Source organism: Dyella soli, from assembly GCF_054482295.1.
Genome location: NZ_JBTFFU010000002.1, coordinates 13,763 through 36,273, shown reverse-complemented (window position 1 = coordinate 36,273; position 22,511 = coordinate 13,763). Strand labels below are relative to the sequence as shown.

The window sequence follows — 22,511 nt, the reverse complement described above, 5'->3', positions numbered from 1 at the left end:
GACGGGTGCGATCCTCCCGAGTCAGTGTGCCGGCGCGGGCGCTTGCGGCTTGACGAAGCGAAGCGTCATGCGATCGGATTCGCCGATGGCCAGGTACTTGGCCTTGTCCTGCTCGCCCAGCGTCAAGGTGGGCGGCAGGGTCCACACGCCCTTCGGATAATCCTTGGTGTCCTTCGGGTTGGCGTTGATCTCGCTCTGGTCTTCCAGCTTGAAGCCGGCGTCAGTGGCGAGCTTCACCACATAGCTGGTGGGCAGGTAGCCGCTTTCCTTGATGGCATCGACGCTGGCGTTGTCGGCCGCACGATGGTCCACCACGCCGAGCACGCCGCCCGGGCGCAGCGCGGCGTAGAACGCCTTGAACATGGCCGGGGCGGTGTCCGCCTCGACCCAGTTGTGCACGTTGCGGAAGGTCAGCACGAGGTCGGCCGAACCCGACGCACCCAGCACCGGCGCCTTGGGATCGAATTCGAGGATCTGCGCCTTGCCGTAGTGCGCCGCGTCGCCGGCGAAGGTGGCACGCAGCGCCGTGACGTCGCGGCGCGCCTCGCCATCGGCGTTGGGCTTCAACACGGCGGCAATGTAGTGGCCGTTGTCATGCAGCAGCGGCGCGAGGATCTCGGTGTACCAGCCGCCGCCCGGGGTGATCTCGATGACGGTCTGGTCCGGCCGGATGCCGAAGAACTGCAGGGTGGCCTTCGGATGGCGATAGACGTCGCGCGCCTTGTGCTCCGGCGAACGCCAGCTTCCCGCCAGCACCTGGTCGAGCTGCGTCGCGGTGAAATCGCTGGCACTGGTCGGCGGCACCAGGGAGCCCGCGGGCTGGTCCTGGACCTGCGCGCTGGCCTGTCCGGAATTGCCACTGCACGCTGCCAGCAGCGCGGCTGCCAGCCCCAGGAACATACGGCTCTTCATTGATTACCCCTTGGAAAGACTTCAAATCACGCTGGCGGCAGGCTAACACGCAGCTTGCCGGCCGCCATGTATACGAATGGTGCATGGACGATCGCCGCGCACCGGCGCGCGGCATGAAACCACCGCAAGCTGGACCCCGCCTTTCGCGCCCGCGCCGGGCTCAGTAGTGGATCACCGAGCGGATGACCTTGCCTTCGTGCATCAGCTCGAACGCCTCGTTGATGCGCTCCAGCGGCAACACCCGGGTAATCATCTCGTCGATCTTTATCTCGCCGGCCAGGTAGCGGTCGACGTAGCCGGGCAGCTGCGAGCGCCCCTTGACGCCGCCGAACGCCGAGCCGCGCCACACGCGGCCGGTCACCAGCTGGAACGGGCGCGTGCTGATCTCCTGCCCGGCGCCGGCGACGCCGATGATGATCGACTCGCCCCAGCCCTTGTGGCAGCACTCCAGCGCCGAGCGCATGACCTGCACGCTGCCGATGCACTCGAACGAATAGTCCACGCCGCCATCGGTGAGGTCGACGATGACCTGCTGGATCGGCGTGTCCGGATAGTCCCTGGGATTGATGCAGTCGGTGGCGCCCAGCGCCTTGGCCATGGCGAACTTGTCCGGGTTGGTGTCCACCACCACGATGCGGCCGGCCTTTGCCATGACTGCACCCTGCACCACGGACAGGCCGATGCCGCCCATGCCGAACACCGCCACGCTCGCACCCGGCTCCACCTTGGCGGTGTTGAGCACGGCACCGATGCCGGTGGTGATGCCGCAGCCGAGCAGGCATACCTTCTCCAGCGGCGCGGCCGGGTTGATCCTGGCCAGCGAGATTTCCGGCAGCACGGTGTATTCGCTGAAGGTGCTGGTGCCCATGTAGTGCAGCAGCGGCCTGCCGTCGAGCGAGAAGCGCGACGTGCCATCGGGCATCACGCCCCGGCCCTGGGTGGCGCGGATCTTCTGGCACAGATTGGTCTTGCCGGAGAGGCAGAACTTGCACTCGCCGCATTCGGGCGTGTACAGCGGAATCACGTGATCGCCGACCTTGAGCGATGTCACGCCCTCGCCCACTTCCTCGACGATGCCGCCGCCTTCATGGCCGAGGATCACCGGGAACTGCCCTTCCGGATCGGCGCCCGACAGCGTGAATGCATCGGTGTGGCACACGCCGGTGGCGACGATGCGCACCAGCACTTCGCCCGCCCTGGGGCCGGCCACGTCGACCTGCTCGATGGAAAGGGGTTTGCCTGCTTCCCAGGCAACGGCGGCGCGCGATTTCATCTTGGTTCTCCGGGGGATCGGGGAGCACTGCAGACGGCCATGATGAGGCCTTGCGGGCGGATCGAAAACACCCGCAGGCTCAGGCGTGCTCCGGCGCCGTGGCGACGATGCCGGCGGTGGCATACGACATGGCCTCGGCATACTGGGCCGCTTCGCCATGCACCCATTCGCGGAAGACGCGCAGGCCGGCGTGGTCGCGCGAACGCTCGGGGTACACCAGGTAATACGCTTCGGGAATCTGCAGGTAGCGCGTACCCAGTACCTGCAGCAGCCCGGCTTCAACCATCGGGCGCGCGGTCACCATGCGGCCCAGTGCCACGCCCATGCCTTCGAGCGCACCGCGCTGCAAGGCGTCGGTGTTGTCGAAATGCGCCACGTAGCGGCGCGGCGGCTCGCCACCCGTGGCGGCGAACCAGTCGCGCCAGCGGTCGCCCGGATCGCCCAGCAGCGGCCAGCGGCCGAGGTCGGCCGGATCGGTGCCGCGCATGCGTTCGAGCAGTGCCGGTGCCGCCACGGGCGCAATCCACTCGCCGAACAGGTGCTCGCTGGTCAACCCCGGCCAGGAACCGCGGCCGTAGCGAATGGCGGCATCCACCGGGTCACGGTCGAACTCGACCAGCTGCACGCCCGACTGCAGGTTCAGTTCCAGCTCCGGATGCGCCGCGACCAGCCGCGCCAGCCGGGGCACCAGCCAGTTCGACATGACGCCCGGAATGGTGCTGAGCGTCAGCGCCTCCTCGCGGCGGCAGCGATAGCCGGCCAGGGCGCGGTCGATCCCGTCGAAGTGATGGCCCAGCGAGTCCATCAGCCGACGCCCCTCGGGCGTGAGCTGCACGCCGCGCGGGCCGCGGTCGAACAGCTTGCGCTCCAGCCGCTGTTCGAGCTGACGCACCTGATGGCTGAGCGCGCTCACCGTGAGGTTGGCCTGCTCCGCCGCGCGCGAAAGACTGCCCAGGCGGGCCACCTGCACGAACTGTTGGAGGAGATCCAGCGAGATGCGTGCCATATTGAAATTTCCTCAAGCCTGGCTTGCGAATATATCGCTTTTTAAGCCCACGCTAGGCGCCTATCTTGAGCTCTCCATCAGACATGGCCGTACAAGGGAGGACGTCATGAGCTCGCTCTGGACCAATCTGTTGTTCATGCATGGGCACATCACCGATCTCGAGCTGGCACGCCGACTGGCCAGCCCTCCGCCGGACGATCGGCGTACGGGTGGCAAGCGGGTGAAGGCGCAACCGCCGTCGACCGCCACCAAAGCCCCGGCGATGCAGCCGGCGCTGGTTGGCGCGGCCTGCCTGCGCAGCTGATCCCGTCCGACCGGAGCGACGCCGGCGCCGAGGGCGCGGCGTCGCGTCGGCTCAGGGGCCGGCGGGCAGGGCCAGGCTGACGGGCGCGCCCAGGTCTTCCGAGGAAGGCCCTTCGCTCAACTCGTACTGGCCACCGCGCAGCAGCCATCGGTGCCCGTTGGTGTCGAAGTCGGAGAGCAGCCGCTTCTCCAGCGGTATGGTGAGCTCGCGATGTTCGCCGGGCTGCAGGAACACCTTGGCGAAGCCGGCCAGACGGCGCACCTTGGCAGCGGGCGGGCGGACGTAGACCTGTGCTACTTCGGCACCTGCGCGCTTGCCGGCGTTGGCCACGTCCACGGCTACCTGCAGCTGGCCGTCATGCGTGGCCAGCCTGAGCGGACCATGGTGGAAAGTGGTGTAGGAGAGCCCGTAGCCAAACGGGAACAGAGGCTTGATCCCGCGCGACTGGAACCAGCGGTAGCCGACGTCCGCACCTTCGATGGCGTAGTCGACCGTGTCCGGCGGGGTGCCACCCGTCGCCGCGGGAATCTCCGCGCGGGGCAGCTGCGAGGCGTCGCGTGCCCAGCTCATCGGCAGGCGGCCGGAAGGATTGACCTTCCCCGACAGCAGGTTCGCGATGGCGCTGGCGGCATCACCGCCGGGGTACCAGACCTCGAGCACGGCGCCCACCTGGTCGAGCCAGGGCATTGCCACCGGACCACCGTTCTCGAGCACCACGATCGTGTGCGGGTTGGCCGCGGCCACGGCGGCGACGAGCGCGTCCTGCCCATCGGGCAGCGCGAGGTCGGGCGCGTCGACCGACTCGGTCGACCACTTCTGCACGAACACCACCGCCACCTGCGACTTCGCGGCAAGCGCAGCAGCAGCGGCCACGTCGTCGCCGTCGGCGTATTGTACGTTCGCCTTCGGAGCCATGGTGCGGATGGCCTTGAGCGGCGGATACGGGTGATACATCACCGGACCCGGCCACGTCTTCGGCGCAAGGCCCGGCACGGCGTTGCCGCCCATCGCGGTCACCAGCGACGAACCGCCGCCCGCCAGCACGCCCTTGTCCGCGTGCGCGCCGATCACCGCCACCGATTCGAGCCTGGCGGCATCGAGCGGCAGCAGGCCGTCCTGGTTGCGCAACAGCACCGCGCCCGCCTCCAGCGTCGCGCGCGCCACCGCGAGGTTGGCCTTGCTGTCGATCGGCGCCTTCCTGGCCGGATGCTCGAACACGCCGGCGGCGAACATGCTGCGCAAAATGCGCTGCACCATGTCGTCGACGCGCGACTGCTTCACCTCGCCCCTGGCCAGCGCCTGGCGCAGCGGTGCATCGAAATACACCTCCTTGTCGAAGATCTCGCCGGCCGACTCCTGGTCGAGGCCGGCATTCGCTGCCTTGGCCGCGCTGTGCGCGCCGCCCCAGTCGGACATCACGAAGCCCGGATAGGCCCAGTCGCGCTTGAGCAACTGGTTCATCAGGTAGTCGTTCTCGCAGGCCCAGTCGCCATTGACCTTGTTGTACGAACACATCACCGAACCGGGTTTGCCGCGCTCGATGGCGATCTCGAACGCGAGCAGGTCGGACTCGCGCATCGCCTTCTCGCCGATCTGCGCGCTGATGGTGTTGCGCCCGGTCTCCTGGTCGTTCAAGGCGAAATGCTTGATGGTGGAGATCACGTGCTGGCTCTGGATGCCACGGATCGCCTCGCCCACGAGGGTGCCGGCCAGCAAGGGATCCTCGCCCGCATATTCGAAGTTGCGGCCATTGCGCGGATCGCGCATCAGGTTGATGCCACCGGCGAGCAGCACGTTGAAGCCCTTGCCGTGCGCCTCGTTGCCGATCATCGCGCCGCCGCGGTAGGCGACCTGCGGATCCCAGCTCGCCGCGGTGACGGGGCCTGCGGGCAGCGGTGTCGCGCTGTCGCCCGGGCGCATGCGATCGGAGCTCGCCACGCCCAGGCCGGCGTCGCTCTCCTCCAGCGCCGGAATGCCCAGCCGCTCGATGGGAGGCACGTAACCCGCCGATGCGATGGCGCCCTTGGGCATGGGTTTGTCGGACGGACGATCCGGGCCCGCGTAGTAGCTGCGGATCAGCTGGAACTTCTCGTCCTGGGTCATCTGCGCCACCAGCAGCCTGGCGCGTGCATCGGGCGACAGCTTGCTGTCGTTCCACGGCCGGGCATCAGGCTGCTGCGCCGCGGCCACGCCGATCCATGTACACAAACCCATCACGATCGCGCATCGCAATGCCGTCTTCGCCTTGCCCTTCATCGGCCGTCCTCCGCTGGTGGCGTCGCCATGCGCTCGCCTCGGCATCACGAGGGTGGCGCGTATACTCCGGCGTCCCGAGCTTTCGAGTATGCATGAAGCTCGCCGCCCATTCATCGCATCGGGAGCACATTCATGAACCTTCGCCCCCTCGGTCGCTCGTCGCTCTCCGTCGCGCCGCTCGCCTTCGGTGGCAACGTGTTCGGCTGGAGTGCCGACGAACAGCGCTCGTTCGAACTGCTGGACGCGTTTGTCGATGCGGGCTTCAACCTCATCGACACGGCGGACGTTTATCCCGCCTGGGTACCCGGCAATCGCGGCGGCGAGTCGGAGACCATCATCGGGCGCTGGCTCAGGCGCAGCGGCAAGCGCGACCAGGTCGTGCTCGCCACCAAGGTGGGCAAATGGGCGGAACACCCGGGCCTGTCGCCCGTCAATATCAGCCAGGCCGTGGATGGCTCGCTGCAGCGGCTGCAGACCGACTACATCGACCTGTACCAGGCGCACGAGGACGACGCCTCGGTGCCGCTGCATGAAACCCTGGGCGCCTTCGGCCGGCTGATCGAACAGGGCAAGGTGCGCGTGATCGGCGCTTCCAACTACGGCGCCGGCCGCTTCGGCGAAGCGCTGGCGCTTTCCTCCGAGCATGGCCTGCCGCGCTACGAAACCCTGCAGCCGGAATACAACCTGGTCAATCGCGCCACTTACGAGAAGGAACTGGAGCCGCTGGTGGTGGCCGAGAACGTCGGCGTCATCAGCTATTACGCGCTGGCCAGCGGCTTCCTCAGCGGCAAGTACCGCAACGAGGCCGACCTGGCCAAGAGCACCGCGCGCGGCGGCGCCGTGCGCAAATACCTCGATGCGCACGGCATGGCCGTGCTTGCCGCGCTCGATGCGATCGCCGCGGCACGCGGCGCCACGCCGGCGCAGGTCGCGCTGGCGTGGCTGATCGCCCGCCCCAGCGTGACGGCACCCATCGTCAGCGCAACCAGCCTGGCGCAACTGCAGGAACTGGCTGGCGCGGCGACGCTGGCACTGGACGCGAACGACCTGACGACGCTCGACCGCGCATCGGCACGCTAGCGCGCCGGCAGCGGCTCCAGCCAGTAGCTGATCGGCGCCGGCTGTCCCAGCAGGTAACCCTGGCCCATCTCGCAACCCATGCGTAGCAGTGCGCTGCGCTGGGCCTGCGTCTCGATGCCCTCGGCAATCACCTGGATGTTCAGCGCCTGCGCGAGCGCGAGGATCGCCTCGACCACCGTGGTGCTGTTGCTGTTGGCCTTGTCCAGCTCCTGCACGAAGGCGCGATCGATCTTGAGCATGCGCAGGGGCAACGAATGCAGGTAGCTCAGCGACGAATAGCCGGTGCCGAAATCGTCGAGCGCCGCGCCGACGCCGACCGCGCGCAGGCGATCGAGCATGGCGCGCACGGACTCGGGATTGTCGAGCAGCGAGCCCTCGGTCACCTCGGTGACCAGCCGCGAGGCCTTCAGCTCGCAGCGGTGCAGCATCTCCACGATGCGCGCATCGAAGTCGCCGCGCCGCAGGTGCAGGGCCGACACATTGACCGTCATGAACGGTTCGCCATGGCCGTGGCGTGCCAGTGAATCGCACGCCGCCTCGAACAGGTACCAGTCGATCGCCTCGATCAGCCCGCTGTCCTCGGCCACCTTGATGAAGTCCGAAGGCTTGAGCACGCCTCGCTGCGGATGGTTCCAGCGGATGAGCGCCTCGTAGCCCACCACTTCGTTGTCGCGCAGGCGCTGGATCGGCTGGAAATACGGCTCGAACTCGCCGCGCTGCAGCCCCTTGCGCAGGTCGCTCTCCATCGCCAGCACGTCGATGGCGTCGCGCGCCAGCGTCTCGTCGAATACGGCGCAGCGCTTGCGGCCCAGCTGCTTGGCCTGGTACAGCGCGACGTCCGCATCGCGCAGCAACTCGTCCGCATCGAGGTAGCTGGCATCGCCGATCGCGATGCCCACGCTGAGCGACGGCTCCAGCTCCTTGCCGGCGATGCGCAGCGGCGCGGCGATGGTCTGCAGCATGCGATTGGCCACGTGCGTGGCCGACGACACCGCCTCGACGCTCTCCAGCAGGATGGCGAATTCATCGCCGGACAGGCGCGCCACGATGCCGGGCTCGGGTACGTGCTCGCGCAGGCGCGTGGCGATGGCGCGCAGGAATTCATCGCCCGCCAGGTGCCCGAGGCTGTCGTTGATCACCTTGAAGCGATCCACGTCGAGATAGAGCAAGGCGCAGCGCCGGTCCTTTTCGCGCTGCATCAGCGCCAGCACGTGGTCCAGCCGGTCGCGCAGGTAGCCGCGGTTGGGCAATCCGGTCAGCGGGTCGTGCATGACCTGGTGGTGCAGCTGTTGCTGCACCTGTTCGCGCCGGACGATCTCGGCGCGCAGCTCGCGCGTGCGTTCGTCCACGCGGTGTTCCAGCCGCAGGTTGGCCTGGTACAGGGCCGCGGCGGAGCGCCGGCGGTAGATGCTGTTGGCGATCTGCAGCGCGGCGAAACCCAGCAGCTCCTGCTCGGCCGGCCCGTAGCTGGTGTTGCTGTCGTAGCTCTGCACCACCACCACGCCGATGACCTGCTCCTCGACCCGCAGCGGCACGCCGAGCCAGCAGGCGGCGGGCCGGCCGATATGGTGCGGCACCACCTCGCCCGACTTGCCCAAGGCCACGATGTCTTCGCGCATGCCCAGCCAGGGACGGCCGTTGCGCAACACGTATTCGCTCAGGCCACGGCCGAGCGGCCGCGACATGGCGAGGCGCACGCCGGCATCGAAATAGTAGGGAAACTCCAGCTGCTCGCCGTCGCTGCTGAGCAGCGCGATGAAGAAGTTCTCGGCGTCGAGCAGGCCGTTGACCACTTCGTGCACGCGTTCGTAGAACGTGTTCTCGTCGATGTCGGCGGTAGCGAGCTGGGCCAGCTTGAACAGCACTTCCTGCAGGTGTTCGGCGCGCTGGCGTTCCAGCACTTCCTGCTGCAGGCCGCGGTTGACCTCCGCCAGCTCCTGGGTGCGCTCGCGCACGCGCTGTTCGAGCCGGTCCTTGCTTTCCTTGCGCTCCAGCGCGGTGAGGATGTGGCTGCCGACGAACTCGAGCAGCGACATGTCCTCGCGCGAGTAGACCTGCCCGTTCTCGTAGCTCTGCACCACCAGCGCGCCATGCACCTCGCCGTTGTGCAGCATGGGCACGCCCAGCCAGTCGTCGCTGTCGGGGCCGACCAGCAGCAGCGGGCCATTGACCTGCTCGAGCAACTGCTCGCTGCTGCCCATCAGGGGCCGGCCCTGGGTGACCAGGTACCAGGTCAGCGTGTGGCGCCGTTCGTCCAGCGCCATCTCGCGCGTGGTATCGAGGACCTGGTCGTCCTTGGTGTCGGCGTAGTAGAGGAAGCGCAACGTGCCCAGGTCGCGCGCATAGCGCACGATGAAGAAGTTTTCCGCGTACATCAGCCGGCTGACCACGCGATGCAGCTCGCGCAGCATGTCCGGCATGTCCAGGTCGGATCCGGCCAGGTCGGAAATGGCGAACAGCGCGCTCTGCAGGTTCTCGGAGTGCTCCAGGTGCGCGTGGGAATACTGCAGGTCGGCCAGCCGCATGGCATTGCGCAGCTGGGACACGGCCAGCTGCAGGCTGGGATCAGCAAGCACCCGTTCCGACGGCGCGCGGGCCGCGCCGGCCGGCGTCCGCAGCAACACCACCCGTTCGTCGGCGAGCAGACAGCACGCGAGCCGGCGGCCATCGGGTGAGCGCACGCTGCCGCGGCAGGCCAGGGCCGCGCGGGCCAGGGCGAGCGCCTCGTCGTCGGGGGCCACCATCGCGGTGGAGAGCACGCAGTCCAGCGCGGGGTCGAACCAGAGCACGGCGGCATGGATGCCGCGTCCCTGCGCCTCGACGACCTCGACCAGCAGCCTGCCCACGTCCACCGGCGCAGTCGCGTCCAGCAGGCGGGTCAGCCATGCGGCGCGGGCTTCCCCGCCGGGGTTCACGAGCTTGAGCGGCAGTCGGATCATGACACTGGTATTGCTACAGACCCTGATGGGACTGTGTCAATGCCAGTCGGATCCGGACGGCGAACCGGGGTGCCCATGCCACCGGTATCGGCCCCATCACGGGAGGCCTGGCCCGGCGTGCGGGGCCAGTGGCGGCAGGCCGGCCCCGGCGCCCCGGTCCGGGCCGGACGCCCGGTCAGGGGTGCGTGGTCTGGGCGTCCGCCCCCGCCTCGTCGCTGCCGTCGGGCGCTTCGACCTGGTAACCGCCGGCCTTGAGCCGGGCCATCAGGCCGCGCGGCGACAGCACTTCTTCCATCGGCAGCAGGGCGAAGGTCTGCGCGTTGCTGCCCAGCGCCTGCTCCGCCGCGGCGAGCCAGGTCGCCTGGGCCTTGCGCTGCACGTCGCTGAAACCGAGTTGCTTGGCGAAGCCCGCCTCCGTCACCGCCGCAATGCAGGCCTCGCGCTGGTCGTTCATGGGCAGGCCGCGCAAGGCTTCGATGTCGCCGGTGGCCCACGCGTTGGCACGTGCAGTGATGCGGCCCATGTCGCGTTCCACCGTGTCGAGCGTGCGGCCGAAGCACTCGCGGTCGTCCATCGGCGAGGTCTTGAAGGTCTTCACCGCGTTGCGCGGCTCCTCGACCAGCATGGTGTAGCGCGCAACGGTGAACTTCACGCCGTGCTTCTTGGCGAGGTCGCGCACGGTGTCCTTGACGCCGCCGGAAGCGGTGAGGCCATGTCGCTTGATCGCCTTGTCGTACAGCTGCACCGCCGCGAAGATCGGCCGCCAGTCTTCCACGCCGCGGTCATTGCCCAGGTACTGCTGCTTGAGCACCAGCCAGCGCGCGTAGTCCGGCGCGGGTACCGCCTGCTGCAGGGTCTGGCCGTCCGGGTTCTTGCGCGCGCCGACCAGCGAAGGAAGCAGGAACAGCTTGCCGAAGAAGTTCGTCTTCGGCTTCAGCGACACGGACGGCGGCCCGAGCACTTCCTGCGATCCGGCGATGGTCTGCTCCACTTCGTCGGTCTTCCACTGCATGTGGTCGGGCAGCGGCGACAGCGTGCCCAGCACCCACATCACGTGATCGCCCTTGCTCACCTTCCACAGGCCCGGGCCGGGCTGCACGCCGCTCACCGAAACCGCATCGAGATTGACGGCCTGTGCCGTCGATGGGGTGGCGGGCGCGTTCGACTGCGCGAACGCGGGCGTCGTGCCGGCGAGGAGCAACAGGGCAAGCAGGGCCCGGAGCCGCGGGCGGCCCGGTCGTGGATGTGCGCAGGTGACTGGAGGCATCACGGTGGGTTCCTTGCGGGGTATGCATTCTGACCGTGCCTGCTGCGGCGCGGTTCCGGTCGTGCGGGTTTTCCGTTCAGTGGCCAGGCCAGGTGCCTGCGCCGGTGGCCAGCACGCACCACACCACCGCCACCCAGGCCGGCTGCCGCGCCACGACCAGCATGAGGAAGCCGCAGGCAGCGATGAGCACATCGGCCGGCCCATGCACGGTACCGGTCCACACGGGATTGTAGAGCGCGGCAGCCAGCAGCCCGACGACCGCGGCGTTGATCGCCGCCACCACGCGCACCGCCCCGGCGCGCGCGGCCAGGCGATGCCAGAACGGCAACACGCCGCCCAGCAACAGGAAGCCGGGCAGGAAGATCGCCAGCAGCGCCACCAGCGCCCCGGCGATGCCGCCCTGCCCGTCCAGCATCCGGCTGCCAAGGTAGGCGGCCAGCGAGAACATCGGCCCGGGCAGCGCCTGCGCCGCGCCGTAGCCGGCCAGGAAGCTGTTCTCATCCACCCAGCCAGGCAGTACCAGCGCCTGCCGCAACCACGGCAAGACCACGTGGCCGCCACCGAACACCAGCGCACCGGCGCGATAGAACGCGGCTGCGGTCTGCACCAGCAGGCTGCCGCGGGTGCCGACGACGAAGGCGAACAGGAGCATCGCGGCGTGGCATGCCAGCAGCACGACCGCGAGCGGACGTCCATAGCGCGGCGCGGCGACGGCACCCGCATGCGCCATGACCCGGCGACACGCCCATGGCGCCAGCAGCGCGGCGACCACGACCACCAGCAGCTGCATCCATGCCTGCGGCTGCCACAGCAGCAGCATCGCCGCCCCGACGGCCAGCGCGCGTCGCGGCCAGTCGGGCGCCAGCGAACGCCACATGCCGAGCACGCCCTGCGCCACCACGACCACCGCCACCAGCTTCAGTCCATGCAGCAAGCTCTGTCCCCAGGCATCGCGCAGGTACGGCGCCCACCATGCGAAGGCGAGCATCAGCGTGGCCGACGGCAAGGTGAAGCCGAGGAAGGCGGCGAGCGCGCCACGCCAGCCCGCACGTTGCAGGCCGATGGCGAAACCCAGCTGGCTGCTCGCCGGCCCCGGCAGGAACTGGCACAGCGCGAGCAGCTGCGAATAGCGCGCATCGTCCAGCCAGCGGCGCTGCTCGACGAAGGCCTGGCGGAAGTAGCCAAGATGCGCGATGGGCCCGCCGAACGAGCGCAGGCCCAGCGACAGGAAGACGGCGAAGACCTCCCACGGCCGTCCGGCGGGTGGGCTGGTTTCGCTGGCGGCGGTGGGCGCGCTCATGCCTGCGAGCCTAGCGCAGCGGGCCGGTCCGGTTCTGCGTGCCGGTTACCATGCGCGCAGAATGGCTTGCGACCAGACGCGGCATGACACGAAAAAGGAAGGCCGCTTGCGCGGTCTTCCTGTGGCAACAAGGATGGTGCGGGGCGATCAGCCCAGCGACGCCAGTGCATCGTTGAGCGTCTTGCTCGGCCGCATCGCCTTGCCGACCAGCTCCAGGTTCGGGTGGTAGTAACCCTGGATGTCGACCGGCTTGCCCTGCGCGCCGTTCAACTCGCCGACGATCGTGGCCTCGCTGTCGGTAAGCACCTTGGCCAGCGGCGCAAACTTCGCCTTCAGCTTGGCGTCGTCGTTCTGCTCGGCCAGCGCCTGCGCCCAGTACATGGCCAGGTAGAAATGGCTGCCGCGGTTGTCGAGTTCGCCGACCTTGCGCGCCGGCGACTTGTTGTTGTCGAGGAACTTGCCGTTGGCCTGGTCCAGCGTCCTGGCCAGCACGCGCGCGTCGGCGTTGTCATAGCGGTTGGCCAGGTGTTCCAGCGAGGCGGCCAGCGCGAGGAATTCGCCCAGCGAATCCCAGCGCAGGCAATCCTCTTCAAGGAACTGCTGCACGTGCTTGGGCGCCGAACCGCCCGCGCCGGTCTCGAACAGTCCGCCACCGGCCATCAGCGGCACGACGGAAAGCATCTTGGCGCTGGTGCCCAGCTCCATGATCGGGAACAGGTCGGTGAGGTAGTCGCGCAGCACGTTGCCGGTCACCGAGATGGTGTCCTGGCCCTTGCGGATGCGCTCCAGCGAGAACCTGGTGGCCTCCACCGGCGAAAGGATGCGGATGTCCAGGCCGGTGAGGTCGTGGTCCTTCAGGTAGCGCTCGACCTTGGCGATGATCTGCGTGTCGTGCGCACGGTTGGCGTCGAGCCAGAACACCGCCGGCGTATTGCTGAGGCGCGCACGCGTCACGGCGAGCTTCACCCAGTCCTGGACCGGCGCATCCTTGGTCTGGCACATGCGCCAGATGTCGCCGGTTTCCACCGCATGCTCGAGCAGCACGTTGCCGGCCTCGTCGCTGACCTTGACCACGCCGTCGCCGGCGATCTTGAAGGTCTTGTCGTGCGAACCGTATTCCTCGGCAGCCTGCGCCATCAGGCCCACGTTGGGCACGCTGCCCATGGTGGCCGGGTCGAACGCGCCGTTCGCCTTGCAGTCCTCGATCACCACCTGGTAGACGCCGGCATAGCTGCGATCGGGGATCACCGCCTTGGTGTCCTGCAGCTTGCCTTCGGTGTTCCACATCTTGCCCGAGTCGCGGATCATCGCCGGCATCGAGGCGTCGACGATCACGTCGCTGGGCACGTGCAGGTTGGTGATGCCCTTGTCGGAATTGACCATGGCCAGCGCCGGGCGCTTGGCATACTCGGCCTTGATGTCGGCCAGGATCTCGTCCTGCTTTGCCTGCGGCAGCGAGCCGAGGCGCGCGTACAGGTCACCGATGCCGTTGTTCGGATCGAAGCCGGCGCCCTTGAGCGCATCGGCGTGCTTGGCCAGCACGTCCTTGTAGAACTCGGTGACCACCACGCCGAACATGATGGGGTCGGACACCTTCATCATGGTGGCCTTCAGGTGCAGCGAGAACAGCACGCCCTGCTTCTTCGCGTCTTCAATCTGCGCGTCGACGAAGGTGGCCAGCGCCTTCTTGCTCATCACCGCGGCGTCGATAAGCTCGCCCGCCTTCAGCGCGGTCTTTTCCTTCAGCACGACGTGGCTGCCGTCCTTGCCGAACCATTCGATCTTCACGTTGCCGGCCTGGGCGACCAGCGCGGACTTTTCGCTGCCGTAGAAGTCGCCACCGGCCATGTGCGCGACATGGGTCTTCGAATCCTTGCTCCACGCGCCCATCTTGTGCGGATGCTTGCGCGCGTAGTTCTTCACCGAAAGCGGAGCGCGGCGATCCGAATTGCCCTCGCGCAACACCGGGTTCACGGCACTGCCCTTGACCTTGTCGTAGCGCGCCTTGACGTTCCAGTCGCTGACGTCCTTGGGATCTTCCGGGTAATCCGGCAGCGCATAGCCCTGGCCCTGCAGCTCCTTGATCGCTGCCTTCAGCTGCGGCATCGAGGCGCTGATGTTGGGCAGCTTGATGATGTTGGCGTCCGGCGTGGTCGCCAGCTGGCCCAGCTCGGCGAGGTCGTCGGCGATCTTCTGGTTGTCCGGGAGGATGTCCGGGAATTGCGCGATGATGCGGCCGGCCAGCGAGATGTCGCGGGTTTCCACCGCGATGCCGGATGTGGCGACGAACGCCTTGACGATCGGCAGCAGCGACTGCGTAGCGAGGTACGGCGCTTCATCCGTGAGCGTGTAGATGATCTTGGGCGTGTTCGACATTGTCTGCATTGACCTCGCTGGCTACGGCGTTACCAAATGGGGAGCGTGCGGGACGCACGGATCGTCCGGAGCCAACCGACATGGGGGCATAGTCCGCGGACGAAAGCCCCTCATTGTCACGATTTCGGCCGGGAGGGGAAAGCGCGAGGCGCCAACGATGCGCCGGAGTATGGTGGTGTTGCGGCGAGCTTGCCGCTTGCGCAGCGGGCGTTTCGGCCTCCTGTCGGAGGCCGAGTCACTATTCTTTTGCTGGCCCACGCACGCGCAGGAGCGCGTGCGAACGGCGAAGCCGGCCCAAAGGGCGGAGGGCAGGATGCCCGGAGTCAAGAAAAGTAACCCAAAGAGAATGGCCTTAAAGGCTGGCAGCGCGATGCGGGATACAAGCGCTGGAGACTGGAGCAAGGCGCACTTCGGTGCGTGCTACCTCATGGATGGCGGCTACACCGCGAGGCGCCTGGGCGGCGAGGACTTAAGGCACGCTCCACCGAAGCAACCCTTCTCCCTTCGGGAGAAGGTGCCGGCAGGCGGATGAGGGTTCGGTCGGAGCGCGAGCTTGAAACGCTGCGCAAGCCCCGCACCCTCACCCCAACCCCTCTCCCGAGGGGAGAGGGGCTAAGTCAGCGCTCGTCCAAGGAGCCCTTCTCCCTTCGGCGACCCGAAGGTAGTCCCTGTGGGAGAGAAGGTGCCGGCAGGCGGATGACGGTTCGGGCGGAGCGCGCGAGATAGAAACGCTGCGCAAGCCCCGTACCCTCACCCCAACCCCTCTCCCGCGGGGAGAGGGGCTAAGAGCCGCTCCTCGCATTGCTTTAAGCCCTCGGCACATCGACGCGTGGCGGAGTAGCCGCGGTCGTCGAGGTAGCACGTCTCACGGCCCGGTTGCGACAGGCTCCGGCGCTCGTATCCCGCGCCGTGCTGCCAGCCTTTAGGGCCATTCTCTTTGGGTTACTTTTCTCTTGGGCCAGCAAGAGAAAAGTGACTCGGCCTCCGGCAGGAGGTCGAAACGCCCGCTGCGTAAGCGGCATGCTGGCGACAACGCCGCCAGAGAACCCTTTACACACCCTCACTCGCCGGCACCCGCCCAGGCGCCCGATGCCGCGCCCGCCAGGCACTGAACCGGTCCGCCAGGCAGGAGAAGATCACGTATAGCGCCGGCGTGCTCAGCAGGGTCAGGCTCTGCGAAATGATCAGGCCGCCGATCAGCGCGATGCCGAGCGGACGGCGCAGGTCCGAGCCCTCGCCGAGGCCCACCGCGATCGGCACGGCGGCGAGGATCGCCACCATCGTCGTCATCATGATCGGGCGGAAGCGCACCATGCATGCCTCGTAGGCCGCGTCCATCGCACTGAGCCCACGCTCGCGGCGGGACACCAGGGCGAAGTCGATCATCATGATCGCGTTCTTCTTCACGATGCCTATCAGCAGCACCAGTGCGATCTGCGCGATCACCGACAGTTCGGTGTCGGTGATCCACAGCGCCATCAGCGCGCCGACACCGGCCGCCGGCAGGGTCGAGAGGATGGTCACCGGATGGATCAGGCTTTCGTACAGCATGCCCAGCACGATGTAGACGGTGACGACCGCGCCGAGCAGCAGCCACAACATGCCGCTCTGCGACTGCTGGAAGCGCCGGAAGTCGCCACCGATGTTGATACGGATGTCGCCCGGCAGACGCATGTTGGCGCCGGTCTTCTGGATGATCTGCAGCGCCTCGCCCATGCTCACCCCGGGAGCGAGATTGAAGCTCATGCTCATGGTGGTGTACTGGTTTTCGTGCGTGATCTGCGTCGGCGCCAGGCCGGGCACCTGCCGCGCAATCGTCGTGAGCGGCACCATCGCACCGCTCGTGCTGTTCACGTAGATCGCATTGATCGCCGCCGGCGTGGCGGTCTGGTTGGGCATGGCATTGACCACGACCTTGTACTGGTTGAGATCGGAGTAGATGGTGCTGATCTGTCGCTGGCCGAAGGCGTTGTAGAGGGCCCCGTCGATGGTGCCGATGCCGACGCCAAGGCGCGCCGCCTTGTCGCGGTCGATCACGATGTTCTGCTGCAGGCCCGCGTCGTCGATGTCGCTGCCGACGTCCTTGAGCTTGGGATTCTTCTTCAGTTCGGCCACCAGCCTGGGCAGCCATTGGGTCAGTTCCTCGGGGTTGTCGCCCTGCAGCGACACCTGGTATTGCGCGCCCTGGCCGCTGCCGCCGCCACCGAAGCTCGGCAGGTCCTGGATCGGGCGCAGGCGCACGTTGAGGTCGGGATAACGCGCGGCCTTGGCGCTGAGACGCGCAAGCACGCTGAAGGTGTCGTCCTTGCGGCCCTCCGCATGCGTCTTCAGCTCGATGTCGAACGTGCCCGACGCGCCCTGGCGGCTGCTGCCCAGGCGCGAGCCCACGCGCGCCACGTCATGGTCCTTCAGCAGCATGTCGATCAGGCGCTGCTGGCGGGCCATCGCGTCGTTGAACGACACCGTGGCGCCGGACGTGGCGCGACCGCGGATCAGGCCGGTGTCCTGCGCCGGGAACAGGCCCGTCTTCACCACGCCGAACAGGAAGATGGTCGCCACGATCAGCGCCAGCGGCGTCAGCGCGAAGGCCAGCGCGTGCTTCAGCGAAAACTGCAGCGCCCGCGAATACAGCCCGAGCAGGCCCGCCTGGAATCGTTCCAGCGCGTGGCCCAGGCGCGAGGTCGGCTTGTCGTCGTCGTGACCGCTGAGGAACTGGCCGCACAGCGAGGTGGTGAGCGTCAGCGACACCAGCGCGGACACCAGGATCGCCGCCACCAGGGTGATGGTGAACTCCTTGAAGAACAGGCCGGTGATGCCGCCCATGAACAGCAGCGGGATGAACACGGCCACCAGCGAGGCGGTAATCGACACGATGGTGAAGCCGATCTCCCTCGCACCTGACAGCGCGGCATCCATGCGCGTCATGCCCTGGTCGATGTGGCGCACGATGTTCTCGATCACCACGATGGCATCGTCGACGACGAAACCGATGGCGATCACCAGCGCCAGCAGGGTGAGGTTGTTGAGCGTGAAGCCGAGCACGTACATGACCGTCGCCGCGCCAGCGAGCGACAGCGGCACCGCCGCGGTGGCGATCAGCGTCGGCGCGAGGCGGCGCAGGAACACGGCCATGGTCAGCATCACCATGACGAGGCTGAGCAGCAGGGTGGCCTGTACCTCATGCAGCGACGCGCGAATGGTTGGCGTGCCGTCGAAATAGGGCGTGAGCGTCGTGCCCGGCTGCAGGTAGCCGCGCAAGTCCGGCACCGCCGCCTTCACGCGATCGACCGTGCCGATGATGTTGGCGGTTGACTGGCGATACACGTACATGAGGATCGCCGGCTTGCCGTGGAACCACGCTGCCTGGTAAGCGTCCTGCACGCCGTCGTAGACCTTGGCCACGTCCGACAGGCGCACCGGCACGCCCTTGTTCGAGGCGATCACCAGGTTGGCGAAATCCTCGGCGCTGTGCAGCGAGTCGTTGGCGGTCACCGCCATGGTGGTCTTGCCGTCGCTCAGGAAGCCCTGTGGCGAGGTCACGTTGGCCGCGGTCAGCGCGTTGCGCAGCTGGTCGGGCGACAGGCCCAGCGCGTTGAGCTGGCGCAGGTTCACGTCGACGCGGATGGCCGGCGTCGCCGCGCCGGTGATGTCCACTTCCGAGACGCCTTCGAGCTGGCGCAGGCGCTGCGCCAGCAGCGAGTCGGCCACGTCGTAGAGATCGCGCGCGGACTGCGTGTCGGAGGTGAGCGCGAAGGCGATGATCGGGTCGTCGTTCGGGTTGGCCTTCTGGTAACTCGGCGGTGCGTTGAGCCCGCTGGGAAGATCGGACTGCGCCGCGTTGATGGCCGCCTGCACGTCGCGCGCGGCGGAGTCCAGGTTGCGTCCGCTGCCGAACATCAGGAACAGCTGCGTGCTGCCCAGCGAGCTGGACGAGCGCAGGGTATCGATGCCGGTGACCTGGCCGAGGTGGCGCTCCAGCGGCGCGGCCACGGTGGTGGCCATGGTGCTCGCACTGGCGCCGGCCTGGCTGGCCTGCACGAAGATCACCGGGAACTGCAGGTTGGGCAACGCGGCGACGCCCAGCAGCAGGTAGCAGATCAGGCCCACCACGAAGACGCCCATCGCCAGCAGCGATGTGCCGATCGGACGGCGGATGAAGGGGCCGGAGATGTTCATGCGGTTTACCGTAACGCCAAAAGCGGATCGCCGTATGGCGGCTTGGGGATGAGCCACCGCAGTACAGCTGCTGGAGATAGCCGGAGCAACGCACGGATGCGCCGGAATGAACGGGCCGCCGGCCCAACAGGCTTAACGCATGGGCGCGCGAACGGTTGAATCACCGCCGGGTCCAACACGCCGAAAGGGGGAGCAGCCCATGGCTGCTCCCCCTCGGGGTCCGTCGTCGTTACTTCGCAGGCGAGCCAGCGCCTGGCCTGCCCGGTCACATCGCTCCACGCGCCTGTGCGCGGGCCAGCTCGCGACGCTCGCGTCGTTCGCGCAGCCAGTCGGAGAAACGTTCCATGTACAGGTAGATCACCGGCGTGGTGTAGAGCGTCACCAGCTGCGACAACAGCAGGCCGCCGACGATCGACACACCCAGCGGACGGCGCAGTTCGGCGCCAATGCCGTTGCCCAGTGCCAGCGGCAATGCACCCAGCATGGCCGCGGCGGTGGTCATCATGATCGGGCGGAAGCGCAACAGGCAGGCGCGGCGGATCGCCTCGTGCGGCTTCATGCCCTCGCGCTGCGCCTCGATCGCGAAGTCGATCATCATGATCGCGTTCTTTTTCACGATGCCGATCAGCAGCACGATGCCCACGATGCCGTCCACCGACAAGCTCATGCCGCACAGGATCAGCGCGAGCAAGGCACCGACGCCCGCGGGCGGCAGGGTGGAAATGATCGTCAGTGGATGGATGTAGCTCTCGTACAGCACGCCCAGCACGATGTAGATCACCACGATCGAGGCGATCAGCAGCAGCACTTCGTTGGTCAGCGAGGTGGAGAACTCCGCTGCCTTGCCGATGAACTGGCCGCGCACCTGCGGCGGGAAGTTGAGCTGCTCTTCCACTTCGTGGATCGCCTTCACCGCCTCGGAAAGCGAATAGCCCGGCGCGAGGTTGAACGACACCGTCACCGCCGGCAGCTGCTGCTGGTGGCTCACCACCAGCGGCGCATTGGTCACCTGGGCCGTGGCCAGCGAGGCCAGCGGAATGGTGCCGCCCACGCCGATGACGACGCCGGTGTTGGCCACGCCCAGGCCGGTGCTGGTCGACGAGTTGCTCGAGGCGACCTGGCCGAAGCTGGTGGCGTTGCTGCCGGTCAAGGCACCGCTGCCGTTGCTCTTCACGGTGAGCTGGTTGAGCAGCGCGGTGCTGCTGCGGAACTGCGGCGCCACCTCCAGCACCACGCGGTACTGGTTCAGCTGGGTGAAGATGGTGGAAATCTGCCGCTGGCCGAACGAGTCGTACAGCGTGTCGTCGATGGTCTGCACCGGCACGCCGAGACGACTGGCCTTCTCGCGATCGATGGTCAGCTTGAGCGAGGTGCCCTGGTCGGCAAGATTGTTGTCGACGTCGGACAGCTCCTTGCGTTCGCGCAGCGCCTGGGTCATCTGGCTGGCATAGCCGGACAGTTCCGTCGCGTTCACGTCCGACAACGAGTACTGGTACTCGGTGGCCGACACCCGGGTATCCAGCGTCACGTCCTGCACCGGCTTGAGGTACAGGGCCACGCCCGGGATGCCGGCGGCTTCCTGCTGCAGGCGCGCCAGCACTTCGTCGAGGCCATCGCGGTCACTGCGATCCTTCAGCACGATGCTGAGCTGGCCCTGGTTGAGCGTGGGGTTGATCGAACCGGCACCGATAAAAGCAGCGACGCCGCTCACCGCCTTGTCACGGCGCAGCGCCTCGGCCACGGCCTTGGTGCGCTGCTCCATCTGCGGGAAGGCCACGTTCTGGTCGGCCTGCACCACGCCGGTGACCAGGCCGGTGTCCTGCTCGGGCAACAGGCCCTTGGGAATCACGATGTAGAGGAACACGGTGACCACCACGGTGATCGCCGCCACCGTGATGGTCAGGCGCTGGTGGGCCAGCACCCAGTCGAGCGAGCCTTCATACAGGCCGACCAGGCGCGACCACCAGGTGCGCTTGCCCGCCGCGTGATGGCGCTCGTGCGCGTCGTCGCCCTCGGGCAGCGCATCGGGCTTGAGCAGGTAGGCGCACATCATCGGCGTCAGCGTCAACGACACCAGCATCGAGATGGCCACCGCGATGGTCAGCACCCAGGCGAATTCGTGGAACAGTCGGCCGGTGACGCCGGGCATCAGCAGCAGCGGCAGGAACACCGCGATCAGCGACACGGTCAGCGACAGCACGGTGAAGCCGATTTCCTTCGCGCCGATCTCGGCCGCTTCCTTGCCGTCCTTGCCCTGCTCGATGTAGCGCACGATGTTTTCGATCATCACGATCGCATCGTCCACCACGAAGCCGGTGGCCACGGTCAGCGCCATCAGCGAGAGGTTGTCCAGCGACATGCCGGTGAAGGCCATCACGCCGAAGGTGCCCATCAGCGACAGCGGCACTGCCACCGACGGAATGATGGTGGCCCACAGGCGGCGCAGGAACACGAAGATCACCGCCACCACCAGGCAGATGGTGAGGATCAGGGTGAACTGCACGTCCTCCACCGAGGCGCGGATGGTGATGGTGCGGTCGGCGAAGACATCCAGGTGGACGTCCGCCGGCAGCACCGCGCGCAGCTGCGGCAGGATGTTGCGGATCTGTTCCACCGTCTGCACGATGTTCGCGCCCGGCTGGCGACGGATGTCCAGCAGCACGGCAGGCTTGCCGTTGGCCCAGGCGGCGAGCTGGTCGTTCTCCACGCCGTCGACCACGTTGGCCACGTCGGACAGGCGCACCGGCGCGTTGTTGCGGTACGCGATGATGGTGCTCTTGTAGGCCGCGGCATCGGCCAGCTGGTCGTTGGTGCCGATGCTGTAGGACTGCGTGGCGCCGTTGAGCGTGCCCTTGGGCGCGTTGACGTTGGCCTCGGTGAGCGAGCTGCGCACGTCCTCCATGGTCAGGCCGAGGTTGGCCAGCTGCGACGGATTCACCTGCACGCGCACGGCGGGGCGCACGTTGCCGGCGATCGACACCAGGCCCACGCCCTGCACCTGCGAGAGCTTCTGCGCCAGGATCGAATCGGCGTAGTTGTTCACGTCGCGCAGCGGCAGGCTGTCCGAGGTGAGCTTGAGCGTCATGATCGGCGCATCGGCCGGGTTCACGCGGTTGTACACCGGCGGATACGGCAGCGTGCTGGGCAGCGTGCCGCGCGCCTGGTTGATGGCCGCCTGCACGTCCTGCGCCGCGATGTCGATGTCGCGGTCCATCGCAAACTGCAGCACGATGGTGGACAGGCCCGCCGACGAGTCGGAGGTCATCATGGTCAAGCCGGAGATCTGGCCGAAGTTGCGCTCCAGCGGCGTGGTGACCAGCGAGGCCATCGTCGATGCGCTGGCGCCCGGGTACTGCGTGGTGACCACCAGGCTAGGCGCGGAAATTTCAGGCAGCGCCGAAACCGGCAGCTCGCGGTAGCCCAGGACGCCGAGCAGCAACACCGCCACCATCAGCAGCGAGGTCGCGATCGGTCGGCGGATGAAGAGTGTGGAGAAGCCCATAGGTATGCCGTCTGTTAAGTGGCGGACGCGAGTCCTGGAGACGCGCTACGTCGGTGCGCGAGGGACGCGGGGCGAATTGCCGAGGCGCCCGTCCGTGGCGCCTCCTTGCCGTGGTGTGTC

Annotated in this window: 12 protein-coding genes; 2 read left to right on the top strand and 10 right to left on the bottom strand. The window is 67.5% G+C overall.

Going from position 1 to position 22,511, the window contains the following annotated elements; translation table 11 throughout:
- Nucleotides 1-21: 21 nt before the first annotated feature.
- The 3 genes from ACXU4B_RS10480 to ACXU4B_RS10470 form a co-directional block, all read right to left on the bottom strand.
- Entirely contained in the window at nucleotides 22-912 is an 891-nt protein-coding gene (locus ACXU4B_RS10480) for a class I SAM-dependent methyltransferase (RefSeq protein WP_240734173.1), read from the bottom strand.
- 160 nt (nucleotides 913-1,072) lie between these two features.
- A complete protein-coding gene (locus ACXU4B_RS10475; protein WP_131412760.1) occupies nucleotides 1,073-2,185 on the bottom strand; it encodes an S-(hydroxymethyl)glutathione dehydrogenase/class III alcohol dehydrogenase in 1,113 nt (370 codons plus the stop codon).
- Nucleotides 2,186-2,264: 79 nt separating this feature from the next.
- Nucleotides 2,265-3,191, bottom strand: coding sequence for a LysR substrate-binding domain-containing protein (locus ACXU4B_RS10470; RefSeq protein WP_131412762.1), 927 nt, complete (start codon nucleotides 3,189-3,191; stop codon nucleotides 2,265-2,267).
- A 106-nt stretch (nucleotides 3,192-3,297) separates the two neighbouring features.
- Between ACXU4B_RS10470 and ACXU4B_RS10465 the strand changes: the two genes are divergently transcribed.
- Nucleotides 3,298-3,495 carry a hypothetical protein gene (locus ACXU4B_RS10465; RefSeq protein ID WP_131412764.1) on the top strand — a complete coding sequence of 66 codons (198 nt, stop codon included), beginning with the start codon at nucleotides 3,298-3,300 and terminating at the stop codon, nucleotides 3,493-3,495.
- A gap of 51 nt (nucleotides 3,496-3,546) precedes the next feature.
- Here the strand turns inward: ACXU4B_RS10465 and ACXU4B_RS10460 are convergent, their stop codons facing one another.
- The gene (locus ACXU4B_RS10460) at nucleotides 3,547-5,751 is read right to left on the bottom strand and encodes a beta-glucosidase family protein (RefSeq protein WP_131412766.1); all 2,205 of its coding nucleotides are present in this window, start codon (nucleotides 5,749-5,751) and stop codon (nucleotides 3,547-3,549) included.
- 132 nt (nucleotides 5,752-5,883) lie between these two features.
- On the opposite strand from ACXU4B_RS10460, the gene ACXU4B_RS10455 reads away from it, so the two are divergent.
- Nucleotides 5,884-6,831 (top strand): aldo/keto reductase, encoded by a 948-nt coding sequence (locus tag ACXU4B_RS10455; protein WP_131412768.1) that lies wholly within the window; start codon nucleotides 5,884-5,886, stop codon nucleotides 6,829-6,831.
- Here the strand turns inward: ACXU4B_RS10455 and ACXU4B_RS10450 are convergent.
- The 6 genes from ACXU4B_RS10450 to ACXU4B_RS10425 all read right to left on the bottom strand — a co-directional run bounded on the left by ACXU4B_RS10450 (nucleotide 6,828) and on the right by ACXU4B_RS10425 (nucleotide 22,391).
- Nucleotides 6,828-9,770: a bifunctional diguanylate cyclase/phosphodiesterase gene (locus tag ACXU4B_RS10450; RefSeq protein ID WP_131412770.1), complete on the bottom strand. Its 2,943-nt coding sequence runs from the start codon at nucleotides 9,768-9,770 to the stop codon at nucleotides 6,828-6,830. The two genes, ACXU4B_RS10455 and ACXU4B_RS10450, sit on opposite strands and share 4 nt — an antisense overlap.
- A gap of 175 nt (nucleotides 9,771-9,945) precedes the next feature.
- Entirely contained in the window at nucleotides 9,946-11,037 is a 1,092-nt protein-coding gene (locus ACXU4B_RS10445) for a TraB/GumN family protein (RefSeq protein ID WP_131412932.1), read from the bottom strand.
- Between the two features lie 76 nt (nucleotides 11,038-11,113).
- Nucleotides 11,114-12,337, bottom strand: a complete 1,224-nt coding sequence (gene chrA, locus ACXU4B_RS10440; RefSeq protein WP_131412772.1) for a chromate efflux transporter — start codon at nucleotides 12,335-12,337, stop codon at nucleotides 11,114-11,116.
- Nucleotides 12,338-12,484: 147 nt separating this feature from the next.
- Nucleotides 12,485-14,713, bottom strand: a complete 2,229-nt coding sequence (locus ACXU4B_RS10435; protein ID WP_131412774.1) for an NADP-dependent isocitrate dehydrogenase — start codon at nucleotides 14,711-14,713, stop codon at nucleotides 12,485-12,487.
- A 1,050-nt stretch (nucleotides 14,714-15,763) separates the two neighbouring features.
- A complete protein-coding gene (locus ACXU4B_RS10430; RefSeq protein ID WP_131412776.1) occupies nucleotides 15,764-18,889 on the bottom strand; it encodes an efflux RND transporter permease subunit in 3,126 nt (1,041 codons plus the stop codon).
- Between the two features lie 265 nt (nucleotides 18,890-19,154).
- The gene (locus tag ACXU4B_RS10425; protein ID WP_131412778.1) at nucleotides 19,155-22,391 is read right to left on the bottom strand and encodes an efflux RND transporter permease subunit; all 3,237 of its coding nucleotides are present in this window, start codon (nucleotides 22,389-22,391) and stop codon (nucleotides 19,155-19,157) included.
- Nucleotides 22,392-22,511: the final 120 nt, after the last annotated feature.

What these genes read in the sequence shown, in the direction of transcription:
- ACXU4B_RS10480 (WP_240734173.1), bottom strand. Translation starts at nt 912, where the DNA reads ATGAAGAGCCGTATGTTCCTGGGGCTGGCAGCCGCGCTGCTGGCAGCG.
- ACXU4B_RS10475 (WP_131412760.1), bottom strand. Translation starts at nt 2,185, where the DNA reads ATGAAATCGCGCGCCGCCGTTGCCTGGGAAGCAGGCAAACCCCTTTCC.
- ACXU4B_RS10470 (WP_131412762.1), bottom strand. Translation starts at nt 3,191, where the DNA reads ATGGCACGCATCTCGCTGGATCTCCTCCAACAGTTCGTGCAGGTGGCC.
- ACXU4B_RS10465 (WP_131412764.1), top strand. Translation starts at nt 3,298, where the DNA reads ATGAGCTCGCTCTGGACCAATCTGTTGTTCATGCATGGGCACATCACC.
- ACXU4B_RS10460 (WP_131412766.1), bottom strand. Translation starts at nt 5,751, where the DNA reads ATGAAGGGCAAGGCGAAGACGGCATTGCGATGCGCGATCGTGATGGGT.
- ACXU4B_RS10455 (WP_131412768.1), top strand. Translation starts at nt 5,884, where the DNA reads ATGAACCTTCGCCCCCTCGGTCGCTCGTCGCTCTCCGTCGCGCCGCTC.
- ACXU4B_RS10450 (WP_131412770.1), bottom strand. Translation starts at nt 9,770, where the DNA reads ATGATCCGACTGCCGCTCAAGCTCGTGAACCCCGGCGGGGAAGCCCGC.
- ACXU4B_RS10445 (WP_131412932.1), bottom strand. Translation starts at nt 11,037, where the DNA reads ATGCCTCCAGTCACCTGCGCACATCCACGACCGGGCCGCCCGCGGCTC.
- chrA (WP_131412772.1), bottom strand. Translation starts at nt 12,337, where the DNA reads ATGAGCGCGCCCACCGCCGCCAGCGAAACCAGCCCACCCGCCGGACGG.
- ACXU4B_RS10435 (WP_131412774.1), bottom strand. Translation starts at nt 14,713, where the DNA reads ATGTCGAACACGCCCAAGATCATCTACACGCTCACGGATGAAGCGCCG.
- ACXU4B_RS10430 (WP_131412776.1), bottom strand. Translation starts at nt 18,889, where the DNA reads ATGAACATCTCCGGCCCCTTCATCCGCCGTCCGATCGGCACATCGCTG.
- ACXU4B_RS10425 (WP_131412778.1), bottom strand. Translation starts at nt 22,391, where the DNA reads ATGGGCTTCTCCACACTCTTCATCCGCCGACCGATCGCGACCTCGCTG.